Annotated in this window: 14 protein-coding genes and 1 pseudogene; 8 read left to right on the top strand and 7 right to left on the bottom strand. The window is 38.3% G+C overall.

The features are described 5' to 3' along the window. The first annotated feature begins 602 nt into the window (after window positions 1-602). On the top strand, window positions 603-1274 hold the full coding sequence (locus MA_RS14385; protein ID WP_048065512.1) for a TetR/AcrR family transcriptional regulator: 672 nt from the start codon (window positions 603-605) through the stop codon (window positions 1272-1274). A gap of 247 nt (window positions 1275-1521) precedes the next feature. Beyond that, complete coding sequence (locus MA_RS14380; RefSeq protein ID WP_011022700.1) at window positions 1522-2439, top strand: SAM-dependent methyltransferase; 918 nt, start codon at window positions 1522-1524, stop codon at window positions 2437-2439. A gap of 273 nt (window positions 2440-2712) precedes the next feature. On the opposite strand, the pseudogene MA_RS27155 reads toward MA_RS14380, so the two are convergent. Then, a pseudogene (locus MA_RS27155) lies at window positions 2713-3009 on the bottom strand (IS1634 family transposase); the annotation flags it as partial. Window positions 3010-3225: 216 nt separating this feature from the next. Between MA_RS27155 and MA_RS14375 the strand changes: the two are divergent. Both MA_RS14375 and MA_RS14370 read left to right on the top strand, forming a co-directional pair. Next, window positions 3226-3693, top strand: coding sequence for an alpha/beta fold hydrolase (locus MA_RS14375; protein ID WP_011022698.1), 468 nt, complete (start codon window positions 3226-3228; stop codon window positions 3691-3693). A 310-nt stretch (window positions 3694-4003) separates the two neighbouring features. Then, on the top strand, window positions 4004-4822 hold the full coding sequence (locus tag MA_RS14370; RefSeq protein ID WP_048065510.1) for a nitroreductase family protein: 819 nt from the start codon (window positions 4004-4006) through the stop codon (window positions 4820-4822). A 26-nt stretch (window positions 4823-4848) separates the two neighbouring features. On the opposite strand, the gene MA_RS14365 is transcribed toward MA_RS14370, so the two are convergent. The 5 genes from MA_RS14365 to istA all read right to left on the bottom strand — a co-directional run bounded on the left by MA_RS14365 (window position 4849) and on the right by istA (window position 10321). Further along, window positions 4849-5079, bottom strand: coding sequence for a hypothetical protein (locus tag MA_RS14365; RefSeq protein ID WP_226990607.1), 231 nt, complete (start codon window positions 5077-5079; stop codon window positions 4849-4851). A gap of 336 nt (window positions 5080-5415) precedes the next feature. Continuing rightward, entirely contained in the window at window positions 5416-7044 is a 1629-nt protein-coding gene (locus MA_RS14360) for an IS1634 family transposase (protein ID WP_011021085.1), read from the bottom strand. Window positions 7045-7576: 532 nt separating this feature from the next. After that, window positions 7577-7813: a hypothetical protein gene (locus tag MA_RS14355; RefSeq protein ID WP_157860252.1), complete on the bottom strand. Its 237-nt coding sequence runs from the start codon at window positions 7811-7813 to the stop codon at window positions 7577-7579. 493 nt (window positions 7814-8306) lie between these two features. Beyond that, on the bottom strand, window positions 8307-9080 hold the full coding sequence (gene istB / locus MA_RS14350; RefSeq protein ID WP_011022070.1) for an IS21-like element ISMac9 family helper ATPase IstB: 774 nt from the start codon (window positions 9078-9080) through the stop codon (window positions 8307-8309). Beyond that, window positions 9077-10321, bottom strand: coding sequence for an IS21-like element ISMac9 family transposase (gene istA / locus MA_RS14345; RefSeq protein WP_011022071.1), 1245 nt, complete (start codon window positions 10319-10321; stop codon window positions 9077-9079). Before istA ends, istB begins: the two co-directional genes overlap by 4 nt. 1639 nt (window positions 10322-11960) lie before the next feature. Between istA and MA_RS25650 the strand changes: the two genes are divergently transcribed. Continuing rightward, the gene (locus tag MA_RS25650; protein ID WP_083755939.1) at window positions 11961-12440 is read left to right on the top strand and encodes a CRISPR-associated endonuclease Cas1; all 480 of its coding nucleotides are present in this window, start codon (window positions 11961-11963) and stop codon (window positions 12438-12440) included. Here MA_RS25650 and MA_RS14330 read toward each other — a convergent pair. Beyond that, on the bottom strand, window positions 12394-12816 hold the full coding sequence (locus tag MA_RS14330) for a serine O-acetyltransferase (protein WP_011022695.1): 423 nt from the start codon (window positions 12814-12816) through the stop codon (window positions 12394-12396). The two genes, MA_RS25650 and MA_RS14330, sit on opposite strands and share 47 nt — an antisense overlap. 407 nt (window positions 12817-13223) lie before the next feature. Here MA_RS14330 and MA_RS25645 point away from each other — a divergent pair. The 3 genes from MA_RS25645 (at window position 13224) to MA_RS25640 (ending at window position 18431) form a co-directional block, all read left to right on the top strand. Then, window positions 13224-14355, top strand: a protein-coding gene (locus tag MA_RS25645) for an IS630-like element ISMac18 family transposase (protein ID WP_226990606.1) whose coding sequence is annotated in 2 segments (ribosomal slippage) — window positions 13224-13657 and window positions 13656-14355 — 1134 coding nt in all. Because the reading frame shifts where the segments join, the coding sequence is not laid out codon by codon here. Between the two features lie 962 nt (window positions 14356-15317). Then, window positions 15318-16604, top strand: a complete 1287-nt coding sequence (locus MA_RS14310) for a transposase (RefSeq protein WP_011022694.1) — start codon at window positions 15318-15320, stop codon at window positions 16602-16604. 1144 nt (window positions 16605-17748) lie between these two features. Next, window positions 17749-18431, top strand: a protein-coding gene (locus MA_RS25640) for an IS1-like element ISMac16 family transposase (RefSeq protein WP_085984849.1) whose coding sequence is annotated in 2 segments (ribosomal slippage) — window positions 17749-18069 and window positions 18072-18431 — 681 coding nt in all. Because the reading frame shifts where the segments join, the coding sequence is not laid out codon by codon here. The last annotated feature ends 31 nt before the right edge of the window (window positions 18432-18462 follow it).

The following is an 18462-nucleotide window of genomic DNA, read 5'->3' as shown; positions in this document are numbered from 1 at the left end:
AGCACTGTTATCCCAACGGAAGAAAACTTTTTGTAAAGGATGTTGAAGAGAAAACGGTTGTGCCCCTTACCCGTCCGCGTAAGTCAGGATCATGTAAAGTGATTAAATGCATCGGTTCAAAAGATATCGAATCGTGCGCCGACGGTTTTGATTTTCCTTGCGACAACCCTCACCCATGAACAGACCTTTCACAGGTGGCTCCTTATAATACAAAGGGGTTCAATCTGACATTGATATGGAAGACGGGACTGGAAAAATGAGCTCAAGAGAAAGCAAAGTCTGTAAGAGAAACATACTTCAATCAAAAGTTTTACATTTAGAGTCATGAAGTTAACTCAGGGTAAATCCTTCCCTTTTTAGAAAAGGGATATGATCAACACCTATTTTTATTCATTAGAAAATACCAAACTGAAGATCTCAACAGACACAATGCGTTTTCTATAACAGTCCGCCCTCCTGAGAAGGACTACAATTATACTGTCCAGGCTTTTTCAGCTTCAGCATGACTGATTGGGATAAAACAGAAACCTTATATTGTTTGACTCTCATTCATACAATGACCAATAGTCATATTATAGTTATAGGTCATAACGGTGAAGATAATGGCAACCGCTGACAGAAAAGAAAGAGAAAAGGAACAGAGAAAGAATGCTATCATCGATGCCGCTGAGAAGCTGTTTTTCTCCAGGAGCTTCGACAGCGTCCCCATGGAAGAGATAGCAAAAGAGGTAGAACTTGGCAAAGGTACGCTTTACCTTTACTTTAAAAACAAAGACGCTCTGTTTTTTGCCATCACTCTACGCAAGATGCGTAAAATGCATGAAATTTTGGTAGAGTGCATAGAGCTGGAAATATCTGGCCGGGAAAAACATAGGTTGATAGGAAAAAAATACTTCGAATTCGTCCAGGAAAATCAGGAATATTATCGGATGATCTGTGCCATTGGACCGAAGCTGTTCAGGAAAAAAGAAAACGAAGATATGAAGGCGGTCATGGAGCAGATAAAAGAAGACCTTTTACTGAACCGCGATGTGCTTAAGGAAGGAATGGAAGACGGGACAATAAGAAACGATATTGATCCGTTTGAAATGGCTTTTATCATGAACCTTATGTGCAACAGCATCATCTGTCTGGACCCTAATTGGAAAAAAATTCTGGAAATCGGAGGGATCAGCTATGATCAGTTTGTAAAGGATTTCCTCCTCTTTATCGGCAACGCTCTCGATAATCGTCCAGTTTCCGATGAAATGGGCTTAGGCAACAGCGCTCGATAAATACTGATTCTATTCTTTCTAAAGCTAGAAAAGAGCAAAAGAATGTGCCTGTATCTGGATAGCGGATGCTATTGGAAATATCATCAAAAAGTGATCATAAATGAAAAATGATTGGGAATGAAAGAGTGATCGAGGCGAGAAGACATGCCAACTGTAAAAGTAAAAGATATCAATATGTACTACGAGATCCACGGCGAAGATTAATCGATGACTGTTCCTTGCGATCAGATAGTAAGGAGGGCTGGATATGCAGCAAACAAACAATAGAAAAGAGACACGCGAAAACGATAGCAGAGGCAGGGACCCGAGTAAAACTGCGGAGACCCTTGCCATCATCAGGGCGATGGAATCCCGGAAGCCTGAGGAGGAGCGCATCTATTACGATCCTTACGCCTTCTACTTCATCAGTCGGGAAACCATGGAGTACTATAGCAGCCATACAGCCGAGGCGCGGGCGATGTTGGAGCAGTCCGAGCGCCTAGTCCCGGGTGTCGGTGTCTCCTGCCTAGTCCGGGCGAGGTACTTCGACGACGTCGTGAAAGCATCGATCACCGATGGCCTGGAGCAGCTCGTGGTGCTGGGCGCCGGGTACGATTCCCGCGCTTACCGGATCGAAGGGCTAGAGCGCGTCCGTGTCTTCGAGGTCGATGTCCCGACCACCCAAAAGCTAAAGACAGACAAGGTCCGGGAGATCTTCGGCGTGCTGCCGGGTCACGTCACCTACGTCCCTGCAGACCTCGCCGTCGATGATCTGGGTCAGAGGCTCGCTGAGAGCGGATATGACACTTCCCGGAAGACGCTGTTCCTCCTGGAAGGGCTTGTCTATTACCTCCCTCCAACAGCAGTAGACAAGGTGCTTGCCTTCATCGCGCATAGCTCAGGCAGGGGCAGTGCAATGGTCTTCGATTACATCCCTGCATCGTTGGTTGACGGCACCTGCGAGCAGGAAGCCGGCCGGAACTGGCAAAAAGCCGTGACGGACGCAGGTGAGCCCTTCCTGTTCGGCGTCGATGAGGTGGCTCTCGAAGCGTTCCTCAGCGAGAGAGGCTTCACCTTGCGGCAAAAGATGACCGGCGGGGATTACCGGACGGCTTACCTGCGCGGGAAAAACGAGGGCAAGCCGGTCAACAGCCTGCTTTCCTTTGCATATGCGGCCGTCAGGTAATGGAAAAAATCGGACTCAGAAGGATGAGCATGGAGCGTGGTATGTCGGAAAACAGCGAAAAGTTCGGGGGCGCAATAGCGTACCAGCACGACGAGGCAATGATAACCTGATGTGTACAACCCTGCGACAGTCAGCCCGTGACAGGCTCAGCCAGAAGCGAGGCCTGGGAAGGGCCGTCGAGCTGGGCTGCAGCACGGGATATTTCACTGAGGAAAGCATGAGAATTGTCTTCGATGATTATTTGGGAAAAGGAAATTATAACCTAAGATTTATAAGAACCCTGTAAAGGGCTCTTTCATGAAAGCGCTTAAGATTTAAGATATTGAGAATTTCTTTTTGGTTTAACCATTTGCCAGCTTCTTTAATACTGAAATTCTCAGTCAGTTTGTAACTTAACAAACCAATCAGTAAACTATTGAGATCAAGACCTTTACTTTTATGCTTGTTAAAAATATCACAGAAATGAAGCTTTTCGTAGTAGAATCAGACGGCAAGCAGTGTTCCAATAGAAATACATATATTTTTGTTAGGAATTGTAGGGAATGTTCTCTGTTTTGTATTAATTTTCATTTGATCGAATGAATCAAAACAAAGAGCACTTATTTTTATTTCACTGTCAAAGTTAGGTAATAACTCAGGGGGAGGGAAAAACCAGTTACCTAGACAGATATGCCCAAAAATATAAGGTAATTGCCTTCGACAACCGGGGTGTCGGAAGGACTGACAAGCCGGATATCCCTTACTCTATTGAAATGATGGCAGTAAGACTTAATCGGGCTTTTAGATTTGCTGGAAATAAAACGAGCTCATTCCAGTGGCTTTCCCATGGGTTCCTGCATAGCCCTGTTGCTTGCTACAAAATATCCTGAGCATGTCAAAAGTCTGGTGCTTCATTCAGCATTCCACTGGGTTCCTTTCCCGAGGAATTTAATCTGGGGTCTCATGTGGAAACTGCCTGGAGGCAAAAAGCAGATGAAGAAGGGCGCTGAGTTCCTTTTCCAGCAGCAATATCCGCCAACACTTGAATCCTTCACCCGGCAAAGTTTGGCAGCCCTTAATTTTGATGGCAGGAAGTTGCTGAGCCAGGTCAAAGCACCCACTCTTATAATAAATGGCACAAAGTATCAGGTTGTATCCATGAAGATCACCCGAGAGCTGGCGCAAGGGATTCCCGGTGCAAAGCTGGTCCTGATTGAAGGAGACCATCTGTTCCATATCGCAAGACATAAATTTGCTTCTCAAGCCCGCTCTTGAATTCCTGGCAGAAGTAGATGCTCTGGAATCTTAACGCAAGAATAATGTGATAATCAAAGAGGGGACGGTATAAAAACTTGGAATCAGTGAAAAAATTTGGGGATAAAAAGCGCAGGAAGCCAGGATTTAAGATCCTTTTTCTTTATGACAGGCAAATATGTAACCTTTATTTCTTTACCCATCAGGTAATTGAATGAAGAATAGAGCTTCACAGGTAGAGAAATAAAGACAAGTAACTAAATACTACCGATTACATATCTGCCTTAAAAGGGGCTGATTACGTATCTGCCCTTAACAGGTTTTGATACTTATGACTCACATTGTTGTTAATCAAGATCTTTGCACACGGTGCGGTATTTGTGTAAAGGTATGCCCTTCAGGTATCATCGATCCAGTTGATGAGACTCATCTTCCACAAGTGCAGGACGAAAACATTTTACACTGCCTCTATTGCGGGCACTGTGAGGCTTTCTGCCCTTCTGAGGCTCTCGTTCTTAACCTCCGCCCCGATGAGAAAGTTCCCCTGCCAACTGGTGCAGGTACTATCTCTCCAGAGGACATAGCATTTTACCTCAAGAAACGCAGATCAGTTCGGCATTTTACCGGAGAGCCTGTGCCAAAGGAGAAAATCCTTGAAGTCCTTGATATTGCCCGCTACGCTGCGTCCGGAACCAATGCCCAGCCGGTGCAGTGGCTCGTTGTCCATAACCCTGAAAAAGTGAGGAAAATTGCCGAACTCACTATTGAATGGATGAGAACCCTCCTGAACACCCCCCACCCGATGAGCGGTTACGTACCTGCGCTTATTTCTGCATGGGAGCAGGGATACGACGTCATCTGTCGGGGTGCTCCGCACCTGCTCTTCGCCCACATTCCAGAGGAAAGTCCCATTGCACCTGTAGATGCCATCATTGCCTTCACCCATTTTGATCTCGCTGCACCGGCTTTCGGGATAGGGACATGCTGGGCTGGCTTTGTTACAGCGGCTTCCATGTTCTATGAACCTCTCCAGAAAGAACTCGACCTGCCAGCAGGAAGGAAGTTTGCCTATGCAATGATGTTTGGCAACCCGAAATACAAAGTATACGGAATCCCTCGCAGGAAGCCTCTTGAAGTAACATGGAAGTAAGGTTTTTGAAAAATTTTGAGGGACATTCAGTCCCTTTTCTTCAAATATTCAGGAGCCTGCGGGATCTGGTGCATCATACCGTATGACCTGCCGGACGGATAGTATTCGGCACCGAGCTGAATTTTGCCCGCCGTTTTTTCGTCAGTCATGTATTCAACAAATGCGAGCACCATATCAATGCCAGCAGAAATGCCTGCCGAGGTCCAGATATTTCCATCCCTTACGATTCTTTCCTCCACGACTTCCACATCACCCAATTCCCGCAGCTCTTGGAGTGAAGTCCAGTGGTAGTAGCTCGTTTGTATGAAAGCGGGATAGACCAATGAAGTTAAATGTGCCGGTACAGACAGAAAGCACTTCTCCTACGTGCGAAGTGACCTTTAATACATTATCTAGCGATGTTCATAATCTTCTTTCGTTTTATGAGAATGTAACAACCATTTTATCAGGGTCAAATAATGTTATACATTTCTCCCAAATTTCAGCAATTATAGGCAGTGGACAATTCTATATTTTGAAACCTTATATTTTCCTATCGATAACCGCATGGGTAAATGCAAAACATATAACCTAGATTCGGCAGGTTAACGTAATTAGAGATAGATATTTTCATATTTCTCTCCCATTAGACCCAGTATCTTCCAGTGAATCTCCTCCATATTCAATATTTCTGACTTCATTTGTCCTTTGTTCTGAGAAATAAGTTCTGTAATTCCCTGAAAATTGAAAAATATCCATCTCATTGTAGGTCTTTTTGTTGGTTTCCCTTTTTGATCTGGAATCGTTTCATTTTCTTCTTCTAATTTTGTCCTTAATTTCCATTCTGCAATTGAATAAATCATTAAGCAGAGAACCATTATCATAGTCATCGCTTCAATTCTCTTTTTGTTCTTGAGGTAAACTTTCGATATGCTAAAGGTGTTACTTTTCAAGAATCTGAATCCTTTTTCCACGTTATCCTGCCCTTTGTAATACTTCAGCATATCCTCAGGAGAAAGATTGATATCATTACTTGCAAGAATAAAAAGTCCCATTTTATCCATTTCATTTAAAACAAAAGCATCATTAACCTTTATGATTCCATTAATCCTGCAATAAGTCTTTAATTGCTCATCTTTTGAAGGTCTGCCTCTTTTCCCCAACTCACGTTTTTTAATGGATTTCACATCTACTTTTTCAAATGAGACAGAAGGGAAATCTTGAATCCATTTTTCTGCAGCTTTTAATGCATCCTCTTCGCAAAAAAAGTCCTCTCCTTTCAGTTTTTTAAAAGACTTCTCTGCTTTTTCAACCTCTTTTTCAAGCTTCGTCCTGAGAGTTTGCTCTTTCTTCTCTTTCATCTTGTGAGAAAGCAGCAAAACCCACTTTTGTTTGACTCCACCATATTCCACAAAGGTTTGATAAAATGAGTATCTTTCGTCGCTTTTTAGCGTTTTCAGGTTCAGATTTGCAGTTAGCAGTTCCTTTGCCTCGGTAATTGTTGCGGGAACACGACTGATCCAGAATGACTTTCCCATGTTCTTGATATTATTGTCTGTGTAAAAGGAACTATCAGCGACGTAGTAAACTTCGCTTTCAGGTCTTAAAACTGATTTGAGAGACTGGATCGCTTCCAGAATTGTGTTTTTGTCGGAAGAATTTCCTGAATGTGTGTTCATGAAAAGAGGTATCCCATGCTGATTAACAATCAAGCTAAGTACAAATTGTTTGAGGTCCCATCTTCCGTTTTTGGGAATTCCAAAAGTAATGTCAATAGACTCAGTTTCTTCGTCATCATAATCCCCATAAACGCTGACACTTGTAGTGTCAGCGTGTAAACAATGAACAGGAATAGGTAGATGAGTCATGATGTGAAGAGCAATTTCCGTAAACAGTTTTGTAGGGCCATATTTTACGATTCTGTCAAGAGTCTCTCCGATAACGTATTGATTCAGATCCTCTCTTGTTATACCGTCTCCGAAAAGCCTTTCCGTAGAAATGTTTTTAAAAAAATCAGGAAACAGGTACAGACGTTGCCCTACGAAACCAAGACCATTGAGCAACATGGCAAGGATGCAGACTGAGTGAGGGACAGTATGATCCCTTTCTTTGGGAAGTTTTTCATCGATCAGATTGTCAACCTCAAGTTCTCGGAACACTCCAACTATCAGACCAAGGTGACCTAAGAACCTTGTACGTTTTAGGGAGGATTCAACTCTTCTACTGCTGTCTTTTTCTGCCATGGGAAAACCAGGAAAAAGATATAAAATTAATAATATTAAGATATTTGTTTACCTGCCGAATCTAGGATATAAGATTGTTTACGGGTTTTCAAAAAGATAAATAATTTTTCATTGGTCATCGGTTAAGGAATTTTTTGCCTGAAAGCTATCGGTTTTGCACCAAAAGGCTGCCTTAAATTTTGGCCTTATTACATGAAATCGATACCCAGTTCCAGTCCACAACACATTAAAAGTATTGGCAACTGTTGTGAGAATGGAGGCAATTTATCACGATTCCTCACTTAACCGAAGACGCATGAATAATTTTTTATTTTTAGTTAAGACAACTTTTGAAAAGAAGTGGGTGTGCGTATACTCTGCAAAAGCGTACAAAAAATTTGATTTTTTTATTAACCCGACTTATAAAAAAGAACTAATTTTTGCCAGGGCAACTTTATAGAAAATGTTGCTGTTAATATATTTCAGTAGCGTACACTTTTTTGAGATACCTATTACCCTGGTAATATAGTGCGTGGAAGCTGTTTTGTAATTTTTAGCTAAAGAAAAGCCATTTAATTTCTATATATACGTTGGCAAGCACAAGAATGAGCAGAACTATCAAATGCCAGCCTTGATAGTATTTCATGTCTGGCTTAAGTTCCTGATTCCAATCATCTTCATTTCGTTTTATATATATTCCTCCTTTGTTTTTTATTGTTTCAATCCTTGTTTTGCTAGAAGCTATTTTGCAATAGGGTTTCAAAAAACTCGATTCTGCTTTTGTTTTCAAAATAGAGCAATTTATCGGCAGATATTTTATGACATTTTCCGACGATCTCACTATTACAGCAGGATATATAAATATCAGCGGCATATAAATTTTTCGAAAATGAACTGACTGACATTGATATTATATTTCTTTACTGTATGTAGTGTACATTGAAGTTAATTTCTTTAAGAACTCAGGGTAGATCAGCAGAAATAACTGATTGTTTTTATTTATATTCAAGCCGACTGATAAGGAGATCGGAATTATAGGCTAAACGCCACCTAAACCTTCTTTCCTTTTAAATTATTCTAATTTCAATTTAAGTTATCTTTATAGATGTGACGCAATTTGAAAAAAGATAAAAGGTAATCTCAATTATCCCGGTATACACGAATCTCTTGGACGGTACCTTTGCCCATGTCAACAGCGGTTTAATTTTCCCCACATTGGTCGGTTTAAATTTCCCCATCTTTTGATATAAATTTTACTCAATTTTTCATAAACTTGTTAGAAATTACTGGTAGATATTTCCTGATTTTATACCATGTTTCTTCCTTTCTTTCAGCCTGTAACTTTCTCCTCTGATGTTAATTGTAGTACAGTGATGGAGAATTCTATCAAGTACAGCAGCCGCTATTACCTGGTCTTTGAATATCTCTCCCCATTCTCCATATGATTTATTTGACGTAAAGATGGTCGAACTCTTTTCATAACGTCTGGAAATCAACTGAAATAAACAGTGAGCTCCTTCCTCATCAAATGGGAGATAACCCATTTCATCAATGATCAGAACTTTAAATTTCATAAAGCCTTTGAGTTTCTTTTCAAGCATTCCTTCTCGATTTGCTATTTTCAACTTCTCGATAAGGTTTCCTGTATTGGTAAAGTAAACCGAAATCCCTGCTTTTGCTACTTCAATCCCAAGAGCGATTGCAAGATGAGACTTTCCAACTCCGGGAGGACCAAGGAAAACAACGTTTTCTACGTTATGAACAAATCTCAAGGTTGCAAGGTCTTCTATGACTTTTTTATCAATAGATGACTGAAACTCAAAATCGAATTCATCAAGCGTCTTTTTCACAGGAAATGCTGCACTTTTCATCCTTCTCTCAATTGCAGCAGCTTCTCTGTGCTTCTTTTCCTGTTCAAACAGATAATCAAGTACTTCCATTGTTGTCTTGCTATCTCTTGCAGCAATTTCAAGATAGTTGTCCAGAACCTCTTCAATAGTATTCAGTTTGAGGTATTGCAGGTTACTGTGAAGTCTCTCATAGCTGAAATTGTTCATTCAAAATCACCGTCACTGAATGTTTCATAGATGTCAAGAGACCTCTTTTCAACTTCAGGACCTGAGAACTTCAACGGAATCTGTAATTCTTTCTTGCATTTTGAATTCTCTTTAAGAATCTCACTCAGGAGGCCCTGAAAATGTTCCTTTTTTCTGGAAACCCTACAATTACCTGAAAGAATTTCATGTTCACAAACCTTCTCATAATCAACATAGACCTCGAATATTCCTTCAAAAATCTGAAGCTCTGCAGTTCTTCCTGCAAACCTGTAAGGAACAGAATACTTATTTCCAAGGAACGAAATATAACAGTCTCTGGAGACCTTTCTGGTCTCCTTATGGACAACTTTGTAAGGAGGAACCTGATCCAGAGGGATCAGTTTCTCCTCCTTAAAACGTTCAAGGGGGATTTGATAGGTTGTTCCGTGGACAGTTGAATTTACCCTTTCCAACCACCTGTGAACTTGGGCGTTCAGGTCTTCGAGAGAGGTAAATCGTCTTCCAAGGAAGAAATCCCTCTTGACATAGCCTACCGTATTTTCAATTTTACCTTTTGTCTGAGGCCTGTAAGGCCTGCATAACCGTGGAATAAAACCAAAGCATTTGAAGAAATCCTCAAACTGTGAGTTCCATTCAGAATCTGATGATTTTAAGGCTCTTTTGATAACAACCTGTTTCATGTTATCATAGAGAATCTCCTGTGTAAATCCTCCAAAGTACTCAAAGGCGTTCAGATGACACTGGATAAGAGTGGAAGTGTCTATGCCCAGTGTAAATTCAACATATTTCATCCTGGAATATCCAAGAATCATGTTGAAGCAAAAGAGTTTCTTTATCTTTCCATCAACCTCAACTGTTCCCATCTCTGCCCAGTCAACCTGAGCCTGTACACCTGGTTTTGTTTCATAGCGGAATACAGCAGGGACTCCCTGCTGAGGTCGGACTTCTCTTACAAAGTCCTTGACGATGGTCATTCCTCCATCAAAACCCATTTCTTTGATTTCCCGATAGAGCCGAGCAGTAGTGTAGGAGCCTTCTTCAAGCTTTTTGAGTATATAAGGTTTATATGGATCAAGCTTGCTCTTTCTTCCGGGACGTTTCTGGGGTTCAGGTAAGGTTTTCAGCTGGAGATATTTCCTCACAGTTTTCCTGTCAAAACCGGTTTGTCTGGCGATTTCACTAATGCTCAAGTTTTGTGAACTTAAATCTCGAATCAAGAATAAATCCTCCTTTTTCAGCATGATTCACAATCCTCGAACTTTTCTCAAGGATTGAGAATTGGGGAATTTTAATCCGCCGAAAATGGGGAATTCTTAACCGCCGTTGACACCCATAGCAGCTGATATTCCTATTCCCATGTAGTCAGGGATGCAGAAGTTTGTCATGAAGCCGCCATAAAAAGAGAGGAAATTTCTGTTAGGGCAACTTTCGAAAAAATGGTTGTGCATTATCTCTGTACTAGCATACAAAAAATTTGAGTCACCTATATCCCAAAAGTTTTGTGTGAGAAGTGGGATTCGAACCTGTGAATATCTTTGTAAACGGATAAAATCCCTCGCCTATGGCTAAGAGTATATTATACAATCAGATAGGACATAAGGCTGCGTGCATATAAGCAAACTTTTGAAGGCAGGGACTTTCCATTAGAAAATGTCCAATTATATGGGAACTGGACAATTCAAGTCTTTTTGGAACAAAAATTTATAGGAGGACGGAGATATATTTGAACATGTCGAACTATCAAAAATAAGATTTTCTTATTTTTTGAAAATGTTTGAAAATTTTCCAACAAGAACTTTAATTTCGAAATAGGTTGGTTCGAGGTCTAGTTTAGCTAAATACAGGAAAGTTTGTCCTATTCGAGATTATCTAATTAATATTATTAAGTTTGTTAAGTCATTGGGGGGTGAAAAGGTGACAAAAAAACAATTCGCAATCGCTGGTATCTTCTTACTTATAATAGCCCATATATTCAGGCGATGGAAACATATGCAAAAATCTCTTATCTGGAAGGGATTTTTAAGCGAATCCATGCGGGTAGAGGGTTATAGAGAGCTATCGCGTTTCAAGAAATTGGTTTTTTGGGCGAATTATCCATTCTCTTATGCTAGATTTTTATATGATGTTGTATGGTATCGTATTGACAGATTGTATTTCATATATTCGAGAGCAAGATTAATTAAATAAGTATTGAAGGCCATAAGATTTGAACTTCTCAAAGTATAATTTATTTAGGGGGTAAAATCCCCTCTTTTTTTGCTGTGGTTGGCATGAGCAAAATCGATAAGAAACATCTACGGTAATTATAGTCTTATAAGTTTTCTCTCCAGATCATCAAACTTTGTTATCGTTTAAAATAATGTAGTTTGTCTACACCTTTTTTCCCTGTCCATGTGCTCTTCCTTCTGGGAATAATTTATAGCATCCATGAGTTTACCAATAAAACCAATTTGTCCTTTTCTAATTTTTTTTCTTAGCCAGCTCAATATCGAACCATCCTGCTTTGCCGACCTCTGAATACTCGTGTATTTTCCCGGAGTTTTTTGGCCACTCAGGCGTAAATGTATTACTTACAATTATGTTATCCAGGTCTTTTTCAAGAGCCCATAAATGCACTATTTTTCTATTAGGTTGATTTAACTCTCCCAGATCGGCCCACCCGGATGAACCAGCATTACTTCGATTCTCTCGTTCCTGAACCTGAATGAAAGAATGCCATTGTTATACGTACTCACATTTCTCCCCCTTTCCAAACTGCTTTGACCTTCCCTGCTTGATCTTCTGGTTTTATAACAAACTCATAGATACTACCTTTTCTATAGATACTACCTTTTCTATAGATACTACCTTTTAAGTGAAGCAGAATAGCCGTTTAATTGGATCATAAACAACCTTATTTTTACCTGTGTCTCACAATCAGAACTGCTCCAAGCACCCAGAAAGAGTTTCCAAGAGGAACTCTTTTCAATTCCATTTAAGAGCCGAATCAGGCATAATGTCCAAGTTTCTATCTTAGATTGGAACAGCAAGCTCTTAACAACTGTGCTTCCTCCTAAAAGTACTAATGTAAAAACAAAGTTTGTTCGGTATCATGCTTTTGAAGATCAGGAAAAAAGGCTTGAAATGGCAAAGGAGTTCATCGAAGTTAAATTTAGCAAGTCCCAGGCTGTTATTGACGACCTTAAATTAAAGTATTCTGAAATTAAATTTGACGTATTGTATGAACGCACAAAACTAAGAGATGTAAAGAGCATCAGGAAAATTTTGAAAATAAAGAGGCATGATGGAAGTTCTGGTAATACCCGATTATTCGTCAGGTTTTTTCGAAAAGTTCAGGATAATCTTTTTTTAGTTCTATGAGCAACTTTTTGGGGACCAGTCCCTCAGAACCTCTACCGTTTATTTTCTTAGCTGGAATCCCTGCAATCCCAATATTTGGTTCTGTAAATGACTTATTCACGACTGAATTAGCTCCTATAGCTATTCCATCCGCAATTTCTATATCTCTAAATATTTTTGCTCCTGGCCCAATGTAAACATTATTTCCTATTTTTGGTGTTTTTCCACTTGTTCCTGCTTTAGTTCCGATGACCGTACATACGTGTATCCTGCAATTCTCACCTATTCTTGCGTTTCCGTTGACAATAATCGTACCTACATGACTTATGGCTAATCCTGGACCGAAAACATTTAGTCCAACATGAAAACCAAGAAATATTTTTAGTAGGTAAAACATTAAATATAAATAACAATAGTAGGGACGGTAAAAAATAGAATTTTTGCAATTTTTATAATACTCAACTTTCCTTAATAATCTCTGAAATATCCATATTTCATTAAAAAATCTCAGGTTCGTTCTTTTTATGTCTAGAGCAATTCTATCTGTTTCTAGATAGTATTTATATTCTTGTTTTGACTTTATTATGGATTATACATACAGTTGTAGAATTTCAATTTTCCTTTATAGAATTTTTTTCCCTTTAATAGTCGTATTTCACAAACGATAGAAACTTAAACATAAAATTAACTTCAATTTCGAACTGTAGGAAGAAATACAAAGTAAAGTTCAAATTATCTACTAGTGTCGCGTCAACGATGAAAGGTCTTAAGAGATACATAGAATGATCTTCATAAGTATCATTTATGATTAGATATACTGTGACACTTACCGAAGATGAACGTAGATCTCTTTGTGAACTTGCTTCAAAGGGAAAACATAACTCTCAACAAATTCTCAATGCTCTGATCTTGCTTAATTGCGATAAAAGTGAATTGAATGTTACCCATTCAACCAATGAAGAAATCTCACGTGTCCTGAATATTAGTATGAAAAAAATTGACCGTGTTAAGAAGCGATTTGTTGAAGAAGGACTTGAAGTTGCCCTCAACGGGAAAGAAAGCGATCGCATTTATACTAAAAAAGTTGATGGTGACGCTGAAGCCCATTTAGTCGCCCTTAGTTGCAGTCAACCCCCTGAAGGTTTTGCAAGATGGTCTTTGAGATTATTAGCCGATAAGGCTGTAGAACTTGGCTATTTCGAGGATATTTCTCACGAAACAGTACGGCGTACTTTAAAAAAACGAAATTAAACCCTGGCAAAAGAAACAATGGGTAATTCCTCCAGAACAAAACAGTAGCTTTGTTGCGAATATGGAAATGGTTCTGGATGTTTATAAACGTCCGTTTGATCCACGAAATCCTGTTGTATGTATGGACGAATCCCCAAAACAACTGATTGCAGAAACCAGGATTCCTATTCCCTGCTCACCAGGAAAGCCATCCAGGTACGATTATGAATATGAGCGAAATGGGGTGTGCAATGTATTCCTTGCTTGTGAACCATTGACAGGGAAAAGAATGGTAAAGATTACTGAAAGAAAAACAAAGCGAGAATGGGCTTATTTCCTGGAAGAAATAGAAGGTCAACATGAAAATGCAGATAAAATTACGTTAGTTATGGACAATCTAAACACGCATATACCTGGATCTCTCTACGAAACATTTCCACCACCCAAAGCAAAGGCGCTGTGGGACAAATTTGAGTTCGTGTACACACCAAAACATGGAAGCTGGTTGAACATGGCAGAGATTGAACTGAACGTACTTACAGGTCAATGTTTAAAAAGAAGAATGGATAACATCGAACTTGTTAGGAAAGAAGTATGCACATGGCAAAATTACAGAAACAACAAAAATTCAAAGGTTAATTGGCAATTCACAACAGATGATGCAAGGATAAAATTGTCACGTCTTTATCCGACAATTGAGGATTGACTCGACACTAGTAGGAGAAGTGGCTAACTAATAAAGATTCTGTAATTTCACTTGCCTAACTATAAAAAGGTCTTAACCCAAGATTGTAAGATTATTTTGTATTTGATGTTATAAAATGGGTTTACTTAGCAAAAAGCAATCGATCCTATTATTTTATGATGCCACCATATATTATTTATTACTGTTTGACAAGTACAGGAGCCAGGGAAATGTTTATGAGTTTTCAAATATACTGAATGAGCCGATCCAAAACTCAAAATTTACTTCTTTAGATCTCCGTATTTAAGTGACAAATAGAGCTTCTGATCATGAAAGCAATCCTTAATAATTCTTAGAATTGAGATTAAAAATGGGTTTTGGGATAGGCTCAATAAAAAAGGCAGTTTCCAAGGAAAAGAAAGTACCTGAGGCTATGTTATATTTCTGAAGGTGAGAGAATTAGCCCATAATCTTACAAGCAAAAAGGAAAAACTGGATTTTGTTAAGCCTGATTATGAAATTGAGAAAATTGATTCTTGTGACATAAGACAAAAGATTCTAAATAAACGACATCAAGAGCAATTGAAAAAGGGAGTGGATAATGTAAATAACTATGTAAGCAGGAGGTTTTTTTAGATACATCAATTAATAATAAAAATGTTAGTTCTTACACGGGTTAGTGCTTTCACTGTTGCTAATGTGTTCTTACTGAAGTCAATTTTATTAAACAAGTTATTCGGAATATCTGTTTAAATCTAGCTATTTTCTCAGGAATATTCCGCTTTTGTATATTCATTGCACCGCAACTAATTTTTACTTTTATATTTATGATTATTGCAACAGAACCGTTTTTTGCAGTAGGGATAAGACAGAGACCATTAGAATAAGGTACGAGACTTTTTATTATTTTCTGGTTTTTCGTTTTCCCTCTATATCGTGCAAAACAATAAAATTTTAATTATATTGATATATTTTTTCTATTTATGGGAAAAGGAAACATTGCAATAGATAAATCAATGATAAAAACGATAGTTGACGGCAAAATAATAATTCCTTTGCCAAAAGTTTTGGTTGAAAATCGATACTATCCTATGTTCTCTATATTCTCCCCTACTCAGTGTGATAGTTGTGGAAGTAAATTACATGTTAACTCTCATCACACTCGTTTTATTATATCACGTTACGGCACTATATCTCTCAATGTTACATACTGGCTTTGTCCCACTTGTAAGAAACATTATCATGATCGGGTTATTGGTGTTCAGGGTTCTGCAAATTACAGTTCTGAATATTATGATACACAAATAAATGTCAGATACGATGGACGATGCAGTCTGCACAATTCTCGGCGAATTGGGGAAACATATACAGAAGGAGTAATAAATGTCTGTGGAAGAGCTCCTTGTCCCACTTCATTGTGGTTATATGAACAGAAACTAGCAAAACTTTCAAAGCAAGAACTTTTGAACCAAGGAGTTAGCTTTGAAGAAACATTGTATGTTGATGGGAATTGGATCAAGAATGGATGGAAAAAAAAGCTTGAAGAATTTATTGGAACGAAACTCACAAAGAAAGAATGGAAAAAAATGCGATATAAATCTGTTTACGTTGTTGCTACCAAAGAGAAGGTCATTTTAGATTTTGAAGTAACTGAGAGGTTACCAACAATTGAGGCTCTGATGCCTCTTTTTATACGAATAAAGAACCGATTTCCTGAAGATAAAATCAAAAAGATTGTTTCTGATGAGGATAAAGCGATCATTGGAGCCGTAAAAATGGTCTTTCCTGAAGTGACTCATTCTTTTTGTGTGTTTCATCAATTAAAAAACGTTAGTAAGAGGTATTATGAGGAATTCAGTTCTATTGAAGAGATTCCAGATAACGATAAGATTACCTACAATGAGATATCTCAATTGATACTTTCTGATACGGTTATCAGTGCTGTTGCGCATATTCAGAAGATACGAGAATTTAACTCTGATCTTGAACTTTCTGAAGCGTCTCATAAAGCGATTTCTTATGCCGAAGAGATTTTCAGCAAGAATGTGAGCTTCTTGAAAAAAGGTTTTACACCTGAGACAGATAATACAATGGAACAAATATTTTCTTTGATATGTGATATCGTAGACAAAGCAAGGTCATTCAAAACCGATAATGGACTAACTAATTTTTGTTACAATCTATTTACTTTTTTCAACAAACGGTGTTTCAGCACTGGAAAATGGAAAGGTTTCTCACCTTTAATGAGAGCAAGATTCCAATATGGATAATGCTAGAATTGGAGAATAATTAGTTCTTAAACTTGATGGCTTATAGCTGTAGCTGTCGGAAATTCCCACAAAAATAGTTCCACAATTTGGAAAATTTTGGTGAATGCTTGTGTAAATGAATCAACATTTTTAAATGAGTGAATTGATTTGCTCAAATTGGGATGAAATTTTGTGGTTGTCTTGAAATTGAAGAAAAACCAGAAAAAATTAAAAAGACTCTAAGGTACAGAGACCATTAGAATGAACAAAATTTTCGGCACACAAGCTTTTGGAAACATTGGAGAGACGAAATATTAATAGTTTAAATTAATAATTAATATGAAAGGCTTTTATATTTTTGACATAATATGCTTATATTGTGGAGAAGGGTATATGGGACTGCTGAGTGATTTTTTCAACTTTCTTGAGGTTCTATCAAGTCTATGGAAGCTAAGGAATTTTTTCAGCTACAGTTGAACCTATAAAATGACCAGCCCTCATAGACTTGAAAGTACAGTAAATTGTATGAAGAGGTGAAATCTTAATGAGTCACCAATTTCCTCCAAAAAGGAAAGGTCAGAAACCAAAATACGATCATGAAAAAATCGAAGAACTCCTCAAAGCAGGTGAGAAACCCTTTAAGATTATGCTTCTGTTGGGTTGTTCTTATGGGGTTTTACGGTATGTGCGAAAGAAAATGGGAAGAAAGAAAGTATAATTTTGAAGAGATATTCATTTGTATTCAGTTAAGATAGGATCTGTAAGAAATGTATTGCTTTAATGCATTTTCCTGTTAACCTGTTATTATTAACTTTATTGAGTCGTTGGGGGTGAAAAATGACAAAAAAACAATTCGCAATCGTTTGTACCTTTTTTCTCATAATAGCCCATATATTCAGGCGATGGGAACATATGAAAAAATCTTTTATTTGGGAAGGATTTTTAAGCGAATCCATGCGGATAGAAGGTTATAGAGATCTATCGCGTCTCAAGAAAGTGGTTTTTTGGGTGAATTATCCTTTCTCTTATGCTAGATTTTCATATGATGTTGTATGGTATCGTATTGACAGATTGTATATTATATACTCGAGAGCAAGATCAACTAAATAAGGATCGGTATTGGTATTTAATTATAGTTATATATTATGAAAACCTATATTTCTGCATGAACTGCCCAAGATGCAAAAGTTCCAATCACACAAAAAACGGTATAGTTTGTGGACGTCAACGCTACAAATGCCACGATTGTGGATATAACTATTCAGTCGAGCTAAAATCAACTGCTAGTTCTCCTTTAGTTAAGAGACAGGCTTTGCAACTTTATCTTGAGGGATTAGGATTTCGTTCAATAGGACGATTTTTAGGGGTAAGTCATGTTTCTGTCCAAAAATGGATAAAGAAATTTGGTCAGGAGATAGAGGAGCTAAAAAGCGAAAATGAGATATCTATTGTTGAACTGGATGAGATGCACACTTACATCGGCAACAAAAAAAATATTGCTGGATCTGGATTGCTGTTGATAGAGTTGGGAAAAAATTCATCAACTGCTCTTTTGGTAGCAGAGGAACGAAAACTGGACAACTACTCTGGGAAAAATTAAAGAAGAAAGAGATTGGAGAAGTGATGACTGATCACTGGAGGGCATATGCAGAGTTTATTCCTGAAACCATTCATACTCAATCCAAAGCAGAAACGTATACAGTTGAAGGATATAACGGCATACTAAGGCACTTTCTGGCAAGGTTGAGACGAAAGACAAAGTGTTATACGAAGAGTCTTGAAATGCTAAAGTACTCTGTTCTTCTATTGATGAAAAACAGAAATAAAGAGTTATCTATATTTAATTAACAATACCAATAAATCAAATAATGTACATATT

This window comes from Methanosarcina acetivorans C2A (genome assembly GCF_000007345.1).
Lineage (GTDB): Archaea > Halobacteriota > Methanosarcinia > Methanosarcinales > Methanosarcinaceae > Methanosarcina > Methanosarcina acetivorans.
This window is presented reverse-complemented; position numbering and strand designations above follow the sequence as displayed.